Raw genomic sequence first — 17,637 nt, forward strand, 5'->3', positions numbered from 1 at the left:
AGCAAACATTATGTTTAAACCATTTACTAAATTCATCACAGCACTCGCTGTCGTGCTTATTATCGCGGGTTGTAGTGAAACAGACGAGCCACAAAAAGGCGTTCAATACGAAGCGCTTCCAACTGCTCTAACAGAATTCAACTTGTCTCCGGTCACTGAAATTTTCTCTCTTAACTGTGGTCACTGCCGTCAAATGGAAAGTGCAATTCCAGAGATTGAATCTCTAACAGACCAAACTATTGGCAAGATGCACGTAACGTTCAACGAAAGTGCTCAAATCAGTGCAATGATCTACTACACAGCAGTGATGCAGCTTGATGCGACGCCAGACCACGCGTTCATGGACGACCTATTTGGTGCCGTTCAAATGGGTGCAGATGCAACACCTGAGCAGCGTCAACAAGCACTCGAGACAGCGTTTACTTCTCGTGGTTTGGTTAGCCCATACCAACTGAAAAAAGAACAACAAGTCGCTCTGTTTGACTACGTTAAAAAAGCAGAAGAGATCTCAGTAAAAGGTCAGATCAACTCAGTACCAACCTTTATCATCAACGGTAAATACCAAGTACTCACAGCAGGTCACCAAGACGTTGCTGGCATTGCAAAAACGATCAACTACCTTTTGACTCAACCATAATCACGGCATTGTTAGCAGATTAATACATTCTGCATTAACTACGAAATTCAGCACTCAATATAAATAGGTTTTACTATGTCTAAATTTGTCATCCCGGTCATTGTCTTTCTTTTGGCGGGTTTCATGATTTACCGTACTTGGACGAATCATAAGTCTGGCGGAGAAAACTTCGAACAAGGCCAACAATTTCTAATTGAAAACGGCACAAAAGAAGGCGTGATTACGACTGAAAGCGGTCTTCAATACCTTGTTCTTGAAGAAGGTACAGGCACAGAGCACCCAACTAAAAACAGCAAAGTAACGGTTCATTACCACGGTACGCTACTCGACGGCACTGTTTTCGACAGCTCTGTTGAGCGTGGCGAGCCAATCTCATTTGCCCTTAAGCAAGTAATCAAAGGTTGGCAAGAAGGTTTGACTTACATGGTTGAAGGCCAAAAAGTTCGTCTATTCATTCCAAGCACTTTAGCTTACGGTAAAGGTAGTTCTGGCCCTATCCCACCATCATCGACTCTGATTTTTGACGTAGAACTCATCTCTATCAAATAATCGAAGTGACTGATTTTAGCCCCAACATACGCGCTATGTTGGGGCTTTTTTATATCTGAACATGTGACGTTACTTTTTCCATGACCGAATATACCCTCGAAAATCAACCACTAGACGACTGGTCTAATTTAAATTATAGTCCCACCTATGAACGAAAAAACGAATGACACACGCCTGCATGTTTTAGATGTTGGCTACCAATTAATAGTGAACAACGGCTTTAACGGCGTTGGCCTATCGCAATTGCTTAAAGAAGCGGACGTACCGAAAGGATCGTTTTACCACTATTTTAAATCTAAAGAGCAATTTGGCGAGGCGTTGATTCAACACTATTTTGAAAACTACACTACTAAGATTGAAGCAATTTTAGTACACGGTGAAGGTAATCATTATCAGCGAATCTTGAGCTATTTCTCGCTATGGGCGAAGACCGAAAACGGTACCTGTAATGCTCATAAATGCTTGGTCGTTAAACTCAGTGCGGAAGTTTCTGATCTCTCTGATCCTATGCGTCAAGCGCTATTAAAAGGTGCTGAGAAAGTGACGAATACCATCGAACAGTGCATTGTCGGTGGTATTGCAGATGGCTCTATAAAGGCTGAAGACAGCCAAGAAACAGCTCAGAACCTATACTCAATGTGGTTAGGCGCAAGCTTATTGAGCAAACTGAGCCAGAGCTCCCATAGTTTACAGTCAGCTTTAAGCCTTACCGAACGAATTTTAAAAGGTGAAAGCCAATAACGCGCACCGCGTTTTATTTGCTTTAACTTGATTCAACTTGCTTTAACTTAAAAGAAATCACCCGCCCTCTATCCATTTGATGACGGCGGGATTTTTTAGACAACAAGACTAGACGACTGGTCTAATTCTAAATAAACATAATATAAAATTAAGGACATCCAATGACTCAACAAGACAATCGCCGCATCGTATTGGCTTCTCGCCCAGTTGGCGCACCAACTCAAGACAACTTCCGTTTAGAGACAGTAGCCGCACCAACAATCAAAGATGGCGAGATGTTACTTCGCTCGGTTTACCTTTCTCTCGACCCTTACATGCGTGGCCGAATGAGCGATGCGAAGTCTTACGCTGATCCAGTCGCTATCGATGAAGTGATGGTAGGTGCAACCGTTTGTCAGGTTGAAGAGTCAAATAACGCTGATTTTGAAGTTGGTGAATGGGTACTGGCTTACACAGGTTGGCAAGATCTTGGTGTGTCTAACGGTGAAGGCCTTATCAAACTAGGTAAACAGCCAAGTCACCCTTCGTACGCACTTGGCATCATGGGTATGCCAGGCTTTACCGCATACATGGGCTTGCTGGATATAGGCCAACCTAAAGAAGGCGACACGTTAGTTGTAGCAGCAGCAACAGGCCCAGTAGGCGCAACTGTTGGTCAAATCGGTAAGCTAAAAGGCTGTCGTGTAATTGGTGTTGCTGGCGGTCAGGAGAAGTGTCAGTACGCAAAAGAGGTCCTGGGCTTTGATGAATGTATCGACCACAAAGCGGATGATTTCGCAGAACAACTGGCTAAAGCGTGTAACAACGGTATCGACGTTTACTTTGAAAACGTTGGCGGCAAGGTCTTCGACGCAGTAATGCCTCTGCTTAACACAGGGGCTCGTATTCCTGTGTGTGGCCTTATCTCTCAGTACAACGCAACATCACTGCCTGAAGGCCCAGATCGTATGTCTAGCCTTATGGGCACTCTTCTGGTCAAGCGTATTAAGATGCAAGGTTTCATTATCTTTGATGACTACGCACACCGTTACAACGAGTTTGCTGTTCAAATGACAGAATGGTTGTCTCAAGGCAAGATGCACTACCGCGAGCACCTAATTGAAGGTCTAGACGAAGCGCCAAAAGCATTCATGGGTCTATTAGAAGGACAAAACTTCGGTAAGCTTGTTATTAAAACTAACGAAGCAAAATAGCTCAATCAGCTGAAACATAAAATAGGCAGAATCATGATTACTTTGCATCACTTAAACAAATCGCGTTCAAAACGTATCATCTGGCTGTTGGAAGAGCTTGGTGTGGATTACCAAATAAAACCATACCAACGAGACAGTGTCACGTTTCTAGCACCACCAGAATTGAAGTCAGTTCATCCGTTGGGTAAATCTCCAGTCATTGAAGACGATGGCGTTGTGATCAGCGAGTCTGGTGCTATCACCGAGTACCTAATCGACAAATACGGCCAAGGCAAGTTCGCACCAGTGCGCCGCACAGCTGACTATGTAGAATACTCACAGTGGCTTCACTTCGCTGAAAGCTCTGGTATTTTGCCAATGCTGCTCAAAATCTTTGTGATGAAAGACGGTTGCGAGACTAATTTCCTCGGCGGCTACGCTGACGATGAAAACCAAAAGGTCTTAACCTTTGTCAACGAAGCACTTGAAGGTAAAACTTACCTCGTTGCTGATACTCTGACGGGTGCAGATTTTATGATGTCGTTCATCGTAGAAATCGTTGGTAACTTTGGGGCAACTGCGCTTTACCCTAACATTGCTAAATACGGTGAGCTTTTAACAAGCCACCCTGCTTACCAAAAAGCAGAGCAAGTAGAGCTAGAACACTCGAACTGATCGAGTTTCAATCAAGCTCGTCCGTTCTTAGAATAAGTACGAGCAACTAAATGAAGCCAAAGCCGATTTATCTTCTGCTTTGGCTTCTCATTTGTCTTCATTTCGACAACAATACCGAACTCTAACTGAACAGCCATAGAGTTTGATCTTCATGTCAGCAAACCTTGCTCAATACACACCACTGCACGCTTTAAACCAACCAGCGAACCAAGACTTATCGCTACCCACTCGGTTTACGTTTCCGTATTACTATACTCCGCATCCAACGTGTGAGTTAGCAATGCAGCAGCTTCAACAATCATTACTCGACTGTGGTGTGAATGAAACCTCGCAAGGCAACCTCTATGCCGTACTTCTTGTTCAACATCCTCAAACCCAAGAGTTGGGTTACCTTTCTGCGTTTTCGGGCTTGCAGTTAGATCCGGCTTTGGTCTCTCAGTTAAACAACATTCACTTTGTTCCACCAGCCTTCGATTCAGCACAATTTCAGTCTAAAAATAGTGTGAACCTTGCTCACCAGTTGCAACTAGCGGACGACATTGAAAAGCTACAACAGTCGCACAACCTAGATGCATTATTGGTTGAACTAGAAGAGTTAAAAATCGAATCAGCACAAGCTATCGAAGCCTTTCAGTTAGCAATGGCCGCGAACAAAGCTCAGCGTAACAAACTCAGAGAACAAGCTAATCAAGAGAAAGCATTAGGGAATCTAGAGTCAGCGGCGAGTTTACTTAAACAACTGGGCAATCAAAGTAGCCAAGAGAAACGCGATCTAAAAGCACTTCGTATTGAGTGGAAACAGAAGATCGCAGAACGCCAATCACAAGTTGATTTGATTGAAAGCGAAATGAAAAACCGTAAGCAAGAGCACCAAGCAGTTTCAGAACAGTTGGAAGCTCAACGTCTCTCTCACTATCGCTTTATCAATCAAGCCAAGCAATCTAAAAATTTACTTGAGCTACTCGATGGAAAAGACGCGCTGGAAGGCTCTGGTGACTGCTGCCTACCTAAGATGCTTAACTTCGCTTTTGAACACGGGTTTAAGCCGTTAGCATTGTCTGAGTTTTGGTGGGGATTGCCGCCAACGGATATCATTCGACAACACGGAAACCTTTACCCGGTTTGTCAAAGTAAAAGCTTCGAGATCCTCGAACACCAGCTGAGTGGTATTGGACTAGAAGATAACCCGCTTATCGTGAACCCTGCTGTAGGTAAGTCTTTTGATATTGTTTATGAAGACGACGAGATTGTGGTCGTAAATAAGCCTGAAGAGTTCTTGTCGGTTCCCGGTAAATTCATCGAAGATTCAGTTTATACCCGTATTAAAGCGCGTTACCCCGATGCAACAGGCCCTTTGATTATCCATAGACTAGATATGTCGACATCTGGATTGTTGATTTTGGCACTGACCGCAGAATCCAATAGACACATCCAGAAGCAATTCATCGATAGAACCGTAGAAAAGCGTTACACCGCTCTGCTTGATGGTGAAATCCACGGTAAATCTGGCGATATTAGCTTGCCCTTACGCGGCGACATCACAGACAGACCAAGACAACTGGTTTGCCACCAACACGGCCGAAATGCAGAAACTCACTGGCAGGCGGTGAGCACTCATAATGGCAAAACCAAGGTTCACTTGTACCCTAAAACCGGGCGAACCCACCAACTGCGAGTGCACTGTGCTTCTCCATTAGGGCTTGGTGTTCCAATTCGTGGTGACGACTTATACGGATACAAACGCGAGCGCTTACACCTGCACGCTGGCTACTTGAAGTTGATTCACCCGACAACCGGTGAATGGATGGAGTTTGAAGTGCCTTCTGAGTTTTAAGCTGTTCTTATCGTGATAAAACTATTACCGAGCTAAAATTTTTGTCTCGTTAAACGCATCAGGGTTCTAAATCTGCTTGAGATATAGAACCCTGAAATTTAATTTTTAATGTGTTTATCACAGCTCGGTAACGTACTTTCGTTACTCATTTCAATATTGCAGACGCTTAACCCATCACATCTGTGCGTTGTTCCACACATTCGTAAGAGCCCATTTCGAACTCACGACAGATCCAAGGTCGATTTTCGTAAATAGTACACATCAGTGTTTCTCTATCTACCGCAGAGCACCAACCGTCGTCTAATCTCAGCATGGTTTCGCCACCCCACTCATCATAAGCAATATGCTCTTCAGGAACACCTGTATCTGTGATGATCATAACTTCTAGGCGACAACAGCATGCCTGACAATTGGCACAGGTTACTTCAGGTTCGGTTACGTTCTTAATCTCTATCGTCATAAGTGACTACACTGCTAAATTTTGCGTATAGTAATCGAAACCGCCCGCTACGGCTAATAAAGATGATGCGACGCGGTCTTTTCATTGATGTATAAATCACAATGGGCGTTGTGAGTGAATCACAACGCCCATAATATTTCGGCTTTTTAGCGCAGCTTATCGCCACTAAATCTATCTAGAATAGGTTCGCAAAAAACAACTTAACATAGTCCATTAAGCGCTTGAACAAACCGCCCTGCTCAACCGCTTCTAGCGCGATCAAAGGCTGAGTTTGAACATCTTCACCATCAACGGTGTAATGAACCACACCTAAAGTTTGACCTTCTGCAATTGGAGCTTTCAGTTCAGAGTTCAGCTCGATAGACGCAGTCAACTTTTTACTGTCTGACTTAGGCAACGTGATAAACGTATCTTCAGCAACACCTAGCTTCAATGTATCTTGACCACCAAACCACACTTTCTCTTCTGCTACTAGATCGCCGCCTTTGTGCGGGTTTAGCGTATCGAAGAAGCGGAAACCATAGCTCAACAGCTGTTTGCTGTCTGATTCACGGCTCTTAACGCTTGATGCGCCCATCACAACCGCGATAAGTCTCATCTCACCTTGTGTCGCTGAACTCGCCAAACTGTAGCCAGCACCAGAGGTGTAGCCCGTTTTCATGCCATCAACTGTTAAGCTTCTATCACGCAACAAGCCATTACGGTTATGCTGTGTGATGCCGTTGTAACTGAAAGATCGCTCGCTGTATAAGCCATACACATCCGGTAAATCACGAATAATGGCACGACCGAGTAGCGCGATATCGTAAGGAGTCGAATAGAGATCGTCAGCGTCTAAACCATGTGCATTGGCAAAATGGGTGTTTTCTAGCTTCAGAGAGGTAGCCCAAGAGTTCATCAGGTCGACGAATGCATCTTGCGAGCCCGCAACGTGTTCCGCTATCGCAACACTTGCATCGTTACCTGATTGAATAATCAAGCCACGGTAAAGGTCCATCATCGCTACATCGGTATTCACTTCGATGAACATTTTTGATGAGTCTGGGAATTTTTTTGCCCATGCATTCTCACTGATTCTTACTTGATCATCAGCAGAGATGTTGCCTCGCTTCATCTCTTGTCCGGCTACATAGCTGGTCATCAGTTTGGTTAAGCTTGCTGGGTTTAATTTAGTGTGTGCGTTTTTTTCTACTAGCACATCACCAGAATTAAAATCAATTAACACATACCCTTTTGCGCCTAGGCTAGGTGGGCTTGGTACTATAGAAGGTGCTGCGATAGCTGTGCTACTTACCATCGCTGCGTTACTTACAATGAATATACTTAATAGAGGGAGAGAGTATTTGGAAAACAGTTTCATTGAATCAAACCTAAGTTAACGTTTTGTGCAGTATAGACAAATGCTAGTAAAAGAAGCGCGAACTTTACGTTGCTTTACGTATTTGTACCGTTCGTTACAAATAAAAAAGTATAATCTGCGATCTGACCATATTTTCAACAGCTAATATTGACCCAACGAATGCGTCCAATACTTAATTCTATCGCTCAGGCATACGTCTAAATAACATTTCAACAAAGCCAGTAATTCTCTGTTTGCTCTCGCTTGGATCTAAGTCAGCTTGGATGCCAGACTGTGCTAATGCTTGCCATTGTACGACCTGAGAGTTAGGCACGAAAAACGCAATGTACAACGATCCTTTCTCGGCGACCTTTCCGTCACCATCATAAAATGGCACCCCTGTTGAAAGCTTAATCGCGTCGAAAATCGAGTCATCATTTAACTCTGATTCTTCGGCCAATCCAAAACCGATAACAACATCACCAACTGCACCATTTTGACTTAGCTGATAACCTTTCGTAGCGAGTTGATCTTCAATCGCATCACGCACCAAATCGGTTACTACGGTCTCATCGTATTTTTGAGAAAGGTACACCTGCTCTGATTCAGGGTGCCACGAGTACGTCATCACTCCGTGTTCCATGAACTCAAAATCACCACTGGTGACCACACCATAATTGTGCGTTGGTGGGATTTCTTGCGTGGTACATGCTGTCAGCCCAATAGCCATCAAAGCTAACACAGCAATTTCTCTTATGCTTTTTGTTTTATATATGGATCGTTTTATCATTCGCGGCTTCCTTACCTATATAAGAATAACTATCAATTTACCCTCCAACATAAATAGTAATTATATTAAGAGAAGTGTCATTAAACGTTTGCGTAATCGCTAACCTTCACTTCTGTCCGTTTTGGGGGTTTAATCACAAAAACAGAGTTGGTATAGTTCATCCCGTTAAACAAAACCAGACCATTCGAGGCACGGAGCTTCCTCAAACATCTCATGAAGAGAAGAATTGGTACCGACAAAGTATCGGCAAATTTAAGAGGGTCAAACAATGGAATTCAATATGGTTGAAATTTTAGGTTACGCTGCGTCTATTATGGTCGCAATTTCATTAACAATGAAAGATATCGTTCGTCTGCGTGTCCTTAACTTTATTGGCTGTGCACTCTTCACAGCATACGGCATCATGATTGACGCATGGCCAGTAGCAGCCACTAACGGCTTTATCGCTTGTGTAAACATCTACTTCCTTGCAAAAATGCAAAAGGAAAAAAAAACGGAAGCGATGAAAGCAGCGAAAGCTTAAATTAGCGACTCGCATTTCAAAAAATTGTGAAAAAGCCCAAACGGTTCCTCTCGTTCTAGTAAGAACAGAAGCACAGTTTGGGCTTTTTTATGTCTGTCATTTATCTATCGCTTGATCTATCGTTTTATAAGCTGTCTTCACAGTGACACCGTTGAAAGTGCATCAAGTATAAGCAATGCGATATTCGTTCTCTCGATACATCTGAGTGTTATTGCGGCCGCTCTCTTTAGCTTGGTATAGCGCTTTGTCGGCTTTTTCGATTGTGCCTTCTATCTGAAACAACACCTGAGCATAACAACACCCCGCACTCACCGTTACTGGTGACACCAAGCCTTGTACTTGTTCGACTCTGTGTCTTAACGCTTCTGACAACTCGAACAACTGACGTTCATCACAGTCAAACGTCACCAGAATAAACTCTTCACCACCATAACGAGCAATCAAGCGATGGTTACTTGTAAACTGCTTCAAGGTTTTTGCGACGGCACAAATCACTTTATCACCCTGCGCATGCCCGTGGAGGTCATTAACTGATTTAAAGTGGTCAATATCCAATAGAATAACGCCAACACCTTGTAAGGGATAAGGCGAGTTATCCGATATTCTCAGCTTAATCTGCTCAATGAAACTGCGTCGACTATGAAGTCCAGTAAGATAATCAAGGCTCGCCACATCTAAGATCTTTAGGTGACGATGCCGCAGGTAAAGGACCAGAACCACAATAATACTCAACAGGCTGACCACCAACGTCATCAAGCTTGCTAGCAATAAACTGTGGTTTTTGTTGAGCTCTTGTTCTAACACACCCGCTGAAATAACCCAGTTTAGGTATGGATAGAACTTATAGAAGATGTTTTTGCTTGTCGTGCCGTCTTCCGTGGAGATTGAGTAACTAAAGTGACCTTCTGGTTCAGCTACAACCTTATCGAGCAACAACTCTGAAGAGTCTTCAATCAAGGCTTTTAAATGCTGGTGTTCAAAGTTAGGTTGAAGAACTAACTCACCCTGTAAATCAACGATATACACATAACCACTATCGCCATAAGAGTATTTTCTCAACTTGTCTTTAAGCGCTTCAAGATCAACCAGATACATCAGTTCATCTTTATAAGTAGTCGCCACCAATGTATTACCACTCGGCAGCCTCACTGAATATGCAACCTTCGCACGTTTACCGACTTCATGTGGATTGGCGTGAGAATACTGAGTCATTCCTGAATTTAAACTCAGTTGTTGTTGAATATGGGTTAAGTGTGCACGATTTTGCCCTTGTAGGAACGGGTGGTACAGGTGAACACCTTGGGGTGACATTAGATAGATATAGCCTGACTCTCCGATCACCAGTTCATTGGCAATTCGGATGACCTCGTCGACTTCTTGTTCTGGATTGACACGCACGGTATGAGACGCAACGGTATCAGTCACCCCTTTGAGATAGGTTCTTATCGCTTCGTTGACTGTAGTGTCTACGATGTCATAGCTCGCGTTAACAATCGTACGAAAGAAGAATTGGTTGGATTCTAATAGTGACTCTTTCGTTCGGTTGAACTGAACAGCAGAAAGGATCAAGGAAACTACGGCCAGTACAATTGAAAAACTAAGAATGTATTTACGTCTGACTTTCAAGATGACCCCGTAGCTTTTAATTTTAGGGAACGCTGTTGTTTTTGATAAGCAGACTGTTTTATATCATAATTGTGTTTTTTACTGAACGAGTGTCGATATTTTGAGAGATTTCTATACACAATCTGTGACTTATAGCAAAAACGCCGAACTGAATTCAGTTCGGCGTTTTGATTTTACGTTTGAGTTGTATGTTTAAATCACACTAACACACTGATAAATAGACTCAAAACCATTCGTATTTATTATCTACAAATACATGTTCTAGCGTTAGATTAAGAACATACCTGAGTCCAGCTACCATCACTGCCAGGTTCAGAGCTTGTCCACCAGTTAGCTTGGTAAATACTACCGTTGTGAACGACTTGATCACCCGTGTTTGCATGGCTTGGATTACCTGCCCAATCTTTCTGAGGTAGATCTGGGTAAACCGTTAAACCTGCAGTGTCACACGTACCAGGGTTTGTACCACCGTCGCCAGGGTTACCACCACCAGAGCTGATGTCACCTAATGGTAGATCGGGTTGCTCGAAGCTAAATGCATAATCGACGCCATTCACGCTCACTGCATAGTTTGCAGGGCCTGAAATTGGCAAGTAATACACCATATCTAGCTCATACACACCGCCAGCAGGAAGCTCTTCCCATGTCGGCAAAGTAAACGCCACTCGGTGCATGGTTCCGTCTAATCCACCGATGTTATCCGCACGAGTATGACCTGAAGCAATCACAGTCAAACCACCACCCGATTGATCTTTCGCGTTATCAGGCGCTGATACTGGAATGTCGAACTGGAACTCGGTACCACCCGGAAGTGCTTGACCAGTGTTGTTTGTAAACGTGATCTTAGGATTGATTGGGTAGTTTTGGTCACCGACTTTGAAGCCGCCAACTGATACCGCGATATCGAGCGCTTCTGTTGGGATAGCTCCCGTCGCTACTTTGTTTCCATATGGTGTTGCAGACTTAAACTTGTCGTAGATAGCTTTCGTCATGGTGTTACCCATATGGAACTCACCGTTACCGCTGTTACACGCTTGTTCTGTCGTATCGATTGAAGTTCGGTTGCCACTCGCATCGAGTACATAACAGTTATAATCCCCTGCTAGTTCCCAGAACATGATGCCACCGATCTCTTTATCGATAACGTAGTCTGCTTTCACATCGATAGACTGCTTATCTTCCGTAGAAAGGAATACGCCCTTCTCTGCATTCCACAACCAAGGTGCAACCGCCACGCTGTCGTAGTTACGCGTGTAAGTACCCGTTAGAACATCCGTTGGATCGTTTACAGGATCAAGCTTGTAAGCATCCGCATAAGAACCCCAAATACCTTTCTCTAGGTTCTTCGCATGCCACATTGGGTTGGAACCCGCACCCATCTCGTTGCCCTTAGGATCGGTATCGTGCCACATGTTGTCGATACCAATTGCACCATGACCACAATTGTTCTTCTCACCTTCACCTGTACCTGCTGAACATTCGGCTTGGTTTGGAAGTGCAGCTCGGCCCCAAAGACCATTTTCGCCACCTGTCACACCTTGCCAGCCACGAGTGTAGTAAGGCACACCGATGTTAATACGACCTGCTGGCATTGAACCACGGAAGTAATGGTAAGCCCAATCTGTGTTCAGGTAACCGATACCACCGTAAGCCGCAGTGCCGTATACATTCCACTGTGCTAACTCTGAATCTTTACCTGTATCAAACAAGGCAGCGTTATGACCAACATGATCGTTCCACGCACCGTGAAGGTCGTAAGACATGATGTTGACGTAATCTAGGTACTTGGTGACATCGAATGTTTCCATACCGCGCAATAGGTAACCAGAAGAAGGAGCCGCGATAGTTAACATGTAATGATTGCCATCTTCCGCAGACGCCACGTCAAGCTTCTCACGCAGCACTTTCATCAATACTTGGTACGAAGCCCATAGGTACTGACGACGTGGTTCCATGAAGTCTTTGTCGTATGGGTTACCAGCACCCGCCATTGAGGTTGGGTATTCGTAGTCAATATCTAGGCCGTCGAACTGGTATTTACGAAGCATTTCAACCGCTGAAGTCGCGAATGTTTCGATACCTTGATGATTGATAGAGCCGTCAGCATTTGTCGTCATGGTGTAGAAACCACCATCAGCAACTCGACTGCCATCAGTCGCGAAGTGACCACCGGTTTCAGCCCAACCACCGATTGAGATTAACGTTTTAACGCCGTGTTTTTTCTTCGCTGTCGCTAGCGCACCAAAGTGACCTTTGAAGCCTAATGCAGGATCAACTTCCACACCCGGCCACTCTTTGCCAACCGCAGCGTTTTCAGGATCATTCACATCACCGACATTTACTTTGCCATCGGAGCCAATACTCACGAACGCATAGTTAATATGTGTGAGTTGTTCCCAAGGGATATCATTCACTAAATAAGCCGCTTGTGGGTCGTCCCCTGCACGCCAGCTTGTGAAGTAACCAATCACACGACGTGGGTGATCCGCGCCCATCTTCTCACGGCCTTCATCATCGTAAATCGTACAGTAAGGGACATCGATACCTTGCGTTTGATACAAGCCATCAGGTCGACATGTGCTCACCGTTGGAGCGCCGTTAACTGTCAAAGAAGCCAGTGCTGAATCCGCCGTTGCACCTTGGTTGTCTGTCGCTTTCGCGTAAACCGCTAAAGAGCCTGCTTGAGTGGTTGTGTAATCTAGCGTGTATGGGCTTGTCGCTGCTGTCCCCACAAGAGCACCCGCTACGTAGAAATCAACCTTATCAACCGTGCCATCGCTGTCTGCAGCCGTTGCTGTCAGTGTGACGACACCACCAACATCCACAGATGTCGCTGAAAGGGCTACTGAAACTGTTGGTGCTTCATTACCTGGTTGTGCTGAATCAACAGAAACAGAAACCGCGCTTGCAACACTTGCTGCGCCTTCATTATCCGTTGCAACAACTGAAACTTGATGGTTACCAGACGTTGCAGCCCAAGCCGCCTCAAATGGTGCCGCTGTCACTACTGCAACCGAAGAACCATCGACAAAGAATTCTACCGAAGCAACACTGCCATCAGAATCCAGTGCTGTTGCGCTAAGTACCACATTATCGCCTTCAACAATCACATCGGATGCGGTTGGCGCTGTTAACGAAGAGGTTGGCGCTTCATTTGGTGTACCACCGCCTCCATTGCCGCTACACACATCTAGCTTTTTCCACTGTGCATAGTCACCTTCAAATTGGCTCGGGTTGTTGTTTTGATTCCAGTAATTTGCCGAGTACGCGCTGCCGTCATGTGAAACCTGATCACCACCAGTGTACACCGTGGCAGAATCCCACGTTTCTAACGTTGAACAATCAACAGCCGCATAACTGTTGAACGCCATTAAGCATGACGCGGTGAGAGTACTGAGTGTAAAAACCTTCTTGGCCACTCTTCCTTGGTTTAGGTGCATGTTAGCTATCCCTTAAGTTGTTGTTTCAAGATGTTTAATCTAAATGGCATTTTCCTCACCACTTAAATCTCTTCGCAAAACAACTGTAGGTAACAGCGCCAATTAAACACCTAAAACATTCGGTATTTATAAAATGACTCGCATTAATTTGTTTATAGCATGCAATGAGTCGACACTTATTTTGCACCAACAACTAATATTAATTTATTTCGGAAAGCTAAAAAATAATGTCTCAAGAATCGGAAATGTGATTTGGATTCGAGAAAATAATTCGTATCAAAACTAACCAAAAAGTAGTGATTTAAAGGCGAATTGGGATTCTTTTGGGAATTCGCCCACTTTTTGATAACAAATGTGTTAGTATCGGCGGCTTTTTTGACGAACCTCACATTTCTATGCAAGTGTGGGAGAAATACATAGGCTTGAAAGAGCCAAATATAGCGAAGAAATAATGTCCAACTTGACGCAAGTCGCCAACGAAAACATCAACGCAGAATCTACTTCTATCGATTTCAATAAAGCTCAATCTTTGGGTGAAAAACTGGAACTCGGAAACCCAGTCTTTTGGCTTAGTGGCAGTTTTTTAACCCTCTTTGTCATCCTCGCTTTCACCAACACCTCCGTGTTGTCCGAACTTGTTAACATCGGCTTTAGTTACTCAACTAAGTGGTTCGGTGCTTTCTGGCAAGTCCTATTACTACTCAACTTCATCATCGGCTTAGTGCTTGCACTAGGGCGCACAGGCCACGTTCGTTTAGGAACGCTTGCCCTCCCTGAAATGACCACCTTTAAATGGATGTCTATCGTCCTATGTACGCTGCTAGCTGGCGGCGGTGTGTTCTGGGCAGCAGCAGAGCCAATTGCTCACTTTGTTTCAGCTCCACCACTTTATGGCAACGCTGATCCTCAAGCGATGGCGTTTAACGCTCTATCACAATCTTTCATGCACTGGGGTTTCCTTGCATGGGCAATCTTAGGTGGCTTGTCTTCTATCGTGTTAATGCACCTGCATTACGACAAAGGCCTTCCTCTTAAGCCTCGCACTCTGCTTTATCCAGTGCTTGGCGATAAGGCTATTAACAGCTGGGTGGGTAATGTAGTCGACGCATGCAGCATTGTTGCTGTAGCCGCGGGTACTATCGGCCCTATCGGTTTCCTTGGCCTACAAATCAGCTACGCATTGAGCGAACTGTTTGGTATTTCAGACAGCTTTGCTACTCAAAGTGTCGTTATTATCTTTGCCATCGCTATGTACACGCTTTCTGCTTTGAGCGGCGTGAATAAAGGTATCCAACTAGTAAGCCGTTACAACATCATCTTGTCTGTGTGTCTAATCGGCTACATCCTTCTTGTTGGCCCAACGAGCTTCATCGTTGACGGTTACCTGCAAGGCATGGGCGAAATGGTTGATAACTTCATCCCAATGGCGCTTTACCGCCAAGATACGGCGTGGCTAGGTGGCTGGACGGTGTTTTTCTGGGGCTGGTTCTTAGGCTATGGTCCGATGATGGCAATCTTTATTGCTCGTATCTCACGTGGCCGTACCATTCGCCAAATGATCGTTTCTATTAGCATCGTTGCACCACTTGTGACGTGTTTCTGGTTCAGCATCGTTGGTGGTAGTGGTTTAGCGTTTGAATTAGAGAACCCAGGTGTTATTTCTAGCGCGTTCGAAGGGTTCAACCTTCCAGCAGTTCTTCTAGCAATTACTGCGCAACTGCCGTTCCCTACTCTGATCGCGATTCTGTTCCTTATCCTGACGACCACGTTCATCGTGACGACAGGTGACTCAATGACTTACACAATCAGTGTAGTAATGACAGGCACAACAGAGCCGAACGCAGCAGTACGTACCTTCTGGGGTATCATCATGGGTGCGGTAGCTATTGCACTTATCTCGATGGGCTCTGGCGGTATTTCTGCCCTACAGTCGTTCATTGTGATCACAGCCGTTCCTGTATCCTTCATCTTGCTGCCGTGTTTATGGCACGCACCGAAGATTGCGAAGCAGATGGCAAGAGATCAAGGCATCGCCTAATACCTAATCCGATTTAGTTTCGGGTAGCGTGTAAAACGAAAAAGCCACTCAAGTGATTCACCTGAGTGGCTTTGTTTTATCTGTTGGTTACTTGAATTGACGAAGGTTATTGCTACCGATAGTTCGGCTTATTGAAACTTCTCACCCGCAGCAACCATAAACGACATCTCAACCAATAGCTCTGGGTTGGCCAGTTCAGCTTTTACACATGCACGGCTTGGTGCGCTGCCTTCAGGGAACCATGAATCCCACACTTCGTTCAGTGCATCGAAGTTAGCAAAATCCGTTAGGTAAATAGTCACCGACAATACGCGAGATTTATCGCTGTCGACCAAGCTCATCATTTCTTCAGCTTGATCAAAAATTTGCTGAACCTGACTCTTAATTCCTGCCGATGTATCCGTCTCTGGTACTTCAACAAAGCTTGCGATGCCATTAAATACGGTTACATCTGACCAACGTTTGGTCGGGTTAATTCTATGGATTTTCACGTGCGATTCTCTTCTTATAATTAGGATTTACGTCAGCGTAATCTAATCCAAATTCCTAATATTGAAAACAAAAATTAGAATGGACCTCTTCCTGCTTTAAAACTCCCCTTTGCAACCAACCACGTTTCGGCTTGATTCATGAAGTCTCGAACTAGCGCTTACTAAAAAAGATTAAGTATTATTCTCACATCGAAATTAATTTTGTACTCATGCGGTCATATTCAGGGATTTTATTAAATGGAGTACTTTTATGCATGTTCAAACCTATGATTTAAAACAGACTAATGTGGGATATAACCTTGGAGTGGTTGGCGTAGCATTAGTGCTCGCTTGGATTGGTATTTACAAGTTTACGCCAACCGAAGCGATGCTCATTGAACCGTTAATCGCAAATCATCCTGCAATGAACTGGCTTTACAATCTGTTCTCAGTACAAGCTGTGTCTAACATGGTAGGTGGCGCGGAGATCATTGTCGCGATTGGATTGATCGTTGGATTTAAGAAACCGACAGTTGCCTTCTATTCAGGCATCGCTGCAGCGGCTATCTTTGTTGTGACACTCAGCTTCCTAATTACAACGCCAAATGCTTGGAAAGTATCGGATGGCATCTTAGTCACTAACTTCTTCCTAGTGAAAGACATCCTGTTCTTGGCGATTGCTATAAGCGTAATCGAACGTAACAAACCTCAGAAGTAACCGTAAATCTATAAGTGGCCGTAACTAGAAGTAACCTTAAACCTTGAAATAAAAAGGCTCGAAGCTGGCTAGAAGGACGCTGCCAGCTTCTAATGTATAAAGTTTTACTCTGCACTCGCATCGTGGTTGAAGCACTGTCTCGTTACCAAGCCCCATTTTTCGTCCTGATATTGATCTTCCACGTAGTTACCTGATGTGTAGTCATTCACGACCTCTCTCCAGAACTTAACAGCATGCTCTGCGCCGAGTACTTGCTTGATCTCCCAACTGCCTTTTAGATGTTCAAACAGCTCACAGATAAACCGTTTCCCGACTTTGTTTTTTCGAAAATAAGGCACGACATAGAAATCGCAGATCTCAAACTCGTTTGGCGCTTTGGTTTCAATAGCGGTTAACGCTGCAGGAACTCCATCAATGTAGAGTAAGTAACCCGTTACGGTCTCACCAAGCGTCGGGTAAATCTCAAACAAGCCATACTCGTCTGGTTTATCTCCGATGATCTTTGAAAACTCTGCGGCATAACCCTGATATAGATTCGCGTATACCTGTTGATTACCACTATAGACTGTCACAATGTTCATAAACTGATCTCTGTATTGTTTCGCACCACAGTTGGTGTGAACTC

General features: G+C 44.4%; 16 protein-coding genes. 9 read left to right on the forward strand and 7 right to left on the reverse strand.

What is annotated here, in order from left to right; genetic code table 11:
* The first annotated feature begins 10 nt into the window (after positions 1-10).
* The 6 genes from ITG09_18905 (at position 11) to ITG09_18930 (ending at position 5,608) form a co-directional block, all read left to right on the forward strand.
* Positions 11-637, forward strand: coding sequence for a thioredoxin domain-containing protein (locus ITG09_18905; protein ID UPR55002.1), 627 nt, complete (start codon positions 11-13; stop codon positions 635-637).
* Positions 638-712: 75 nt separating this feature from the next.
* Positions 713-1,186: an FKBP-type peptidyl-prolyl cis-trans isomerase gene (locus ITG09_18910; protein ID UPR55003.1), complete on the forward strand. Its 474-nt coding sequence runs from the start codon at positions 713-715 to the stop codon at positions 1,184-1,186.
* A gap of 147 nt (positions 1,187-1,333) precedes the next feature.
* Positions 1,334-1,927, forward strand: a complete 594-nt coding sequence (locus tag ITG09_18915; GenBank protein UPR55004.1) for a TetR/AcrR family transcriptional regulator — start codon at positions 1,334-1,336, stop codon at positions 1,925-1,927.
* Between the two features lie 161 nt (positions 1,928-2,088).
* The gene (locus tag ITG09_18920; protein ID UPR55005.1) at positions 2,089-3,120 is read left to right on the forward strand and encodes an NADP-dependent oxidoreductase; all 1,032 of its coding nucleotides are present in this window, start codon (positions 2,089-2,091) and stop codon (positions 3,118-3,120) included.
* Between the two features lie 33 nt (positions 3,121-3,153).
* On the forward strand, positions 3,154-3,774 hold the full coding sequence (locus tag ITG09_18925; GenBank protein ID UPR55006.1) for a glutathione S-transferase: 621 nt from the start codon (positions 3,154-3,156) through the stop codon (positions 3,772-3,774).
* Between the two features lie 151 nt (positions 3,775-3,925).
* Positions 3,926-5,608 carry an RluA family pseudouridine synthase gene (locus ITG09_18930; protein ID UPR55007.1) on the forward strand — a complete coding sequence of 561 codons (1,683 nt, stop codon included), beginning with the start codon at positions 3,926-3,928 and terminating at the stop codon, positions 5,606-5,608.
* A 166-nt stretch (positions 5,609-5,774) separates the two neighbouring features.
* Here ITG09_18930 and ITG09_18935 read toward each other — a convergent pair whose 3' ends face one another.
* The 3 genes from ITG09_18935 to ITG09_18945 form a co-directional block, all read right to left on the reverse strand.
* Positions 5,775-6,068: a YkgJ family cysteine cluster protein gene (locus tag ITG09_18935; protein UPR55008.1), complete on the reverse strand. Its 294-nt coding sequence runs from the start codon at positions 6,066-6,068 to the stop codon at positions 5,775-5,777.
* A 175-nt stretch (positions 6,069-6,243) separates the two neighbouring features.
* Positions 6,244-7,428: a D-alanyl-D-alanine carboxypeptidase gene (locus tag ITG09_18940; GenBank protein ID UPR55009.1), complete on the reverse strand. Its 1,185-nt coding sequence runs from the start codon at positions 7,426-7,428 to the stop codon at positions 6,244-6,246.
* Positions 7,429-7,606: 178 nt separating this feature from the next.
* Positions 7,607-8,197 carry a DUF4136 domain-containing protein gene (locus ITG09_18945; protein UPR55010.1) on the reverse strand — a complete coding sequence of 197 codons (591 nt, stop codon included), beginning with the start codon at positions 8,195-8,197 and terminating at the stop codon, positions 7,607-7,609.
* A gap of 268 nt (positions 8,198-8,465) precedes the next feature.
* On the opposite strand from ITG09_18945, the gene ITG09_18950 reads away from it, so the two are divergent.
* Positions 8,466-8,720, forward strand: a complete 255-nt coding sequence (locus ITG09_18950; protein UPR55011.1) for a YgjV family protein — start codon at positions 8,466-8,468, stop codon at positions 8,718-8,720.
* Positions 8,721-8,882: 162 nt separating this feature from the next.
* On the opposite strand, the gene ITG09_18955 is transcribed toward ITG09_18950, so the two are convergent.
* Positions 8,883-10,346: a sensor domain-containing diguanylate cyclase gene (locus ITG09_18955; GenBank protein ID UPR55012.1), complete on the reverse strand. Its 1,464-nt coding sequence runs from the start codon at positions 10,344-10,346 to the stop codon at positions 8,883-8,885.
* 272 nt (positions 10,347-10,618) lie between these two features.
* The gene (locus tag ITG09_18960; protein UPR55013.1) at positions 10,619-13,786 is read right to left on the reverse strand and encodes a chitinase C-terminal domain-containing protein; all 3,168 of its coding nucleotides are present in this window, start codon (positions 13,784-13,786) and stop codon (positions 10,619-10,621) included.
* 451 nt (positions 13,787-14,237) lie between these two features.
* Between ITG09_18960 and ITG09_18965 the strand changes: the two genes are divergently transcribed.
* The gene (locus ITG09_18965) at positions 14,238-15,824 is read left to right on the forward strand and encodes a BCCT family transporter (protein UPR55014.1); all 1,587 of its coding nucleotides are present in this window, start codon (positions 14,238-14,240) and stop codon (positions 15,822-15,824) included.
* Between the two features lie 128 nt (positions 15,825-15,952).
* Here the strand turns inward: ITG09_18965 and ITG09_18970 are convergent, their stop codons facing one another.
* On the reverse strand, positions 15,953-16,315 hold the full coding sequence (locus ITG09_18970) for a RidA family protein (GenBank protein UPR55015.1): 363 nt from the start codon (positions 16,313-16,315) through the stop codon (positions 15,953-15,955).
* A gap of 250 nt (positions 16,316-16,565) precedes the next feature.
* Between ITG09_18970 and ITG09_18975 the strand changes: the two genes are divergently transcribed.
* The gene (locus ITG09_18975; protein UPR55016.1) at positions 16,566-17,012 is read left to right on the forward strand and encodes a DUF417 family protein; all 447 of its coding nucleotides are present in this window, start codon (positions 16,566-16,568) and stop codon (positions 17,010-17,012) included.
* Positions 17,013-17,116: 104 nt separating this feature from the next.
* On the opposite strand, the gene ITG09_18980 is transcribed toward ITG09_18975, so the two are convergent.
* Positions 17,117-17,593, reverse strand: coding sequence for a hypothetical protein (locus ITG09_18980; protein UPR55017.1), 477 nt, complete (start codon positions 17,591-17,593; stop codon positions 17,117-17,119).
* Between the last annotated feature and the right edge of the window lie 44 nt (positions 17,594-17,637).

The sequence above is a fragment of the Vibrio cyclitrophicus genome, assembly GCA_023206055.1.
Lineage (GTDB): Bacteria > Pseudomonadota > Gammaproteobacteria > Enterobacterales > Vibrionaceae > Vibrio > Vibrio cyclitrophicus_A.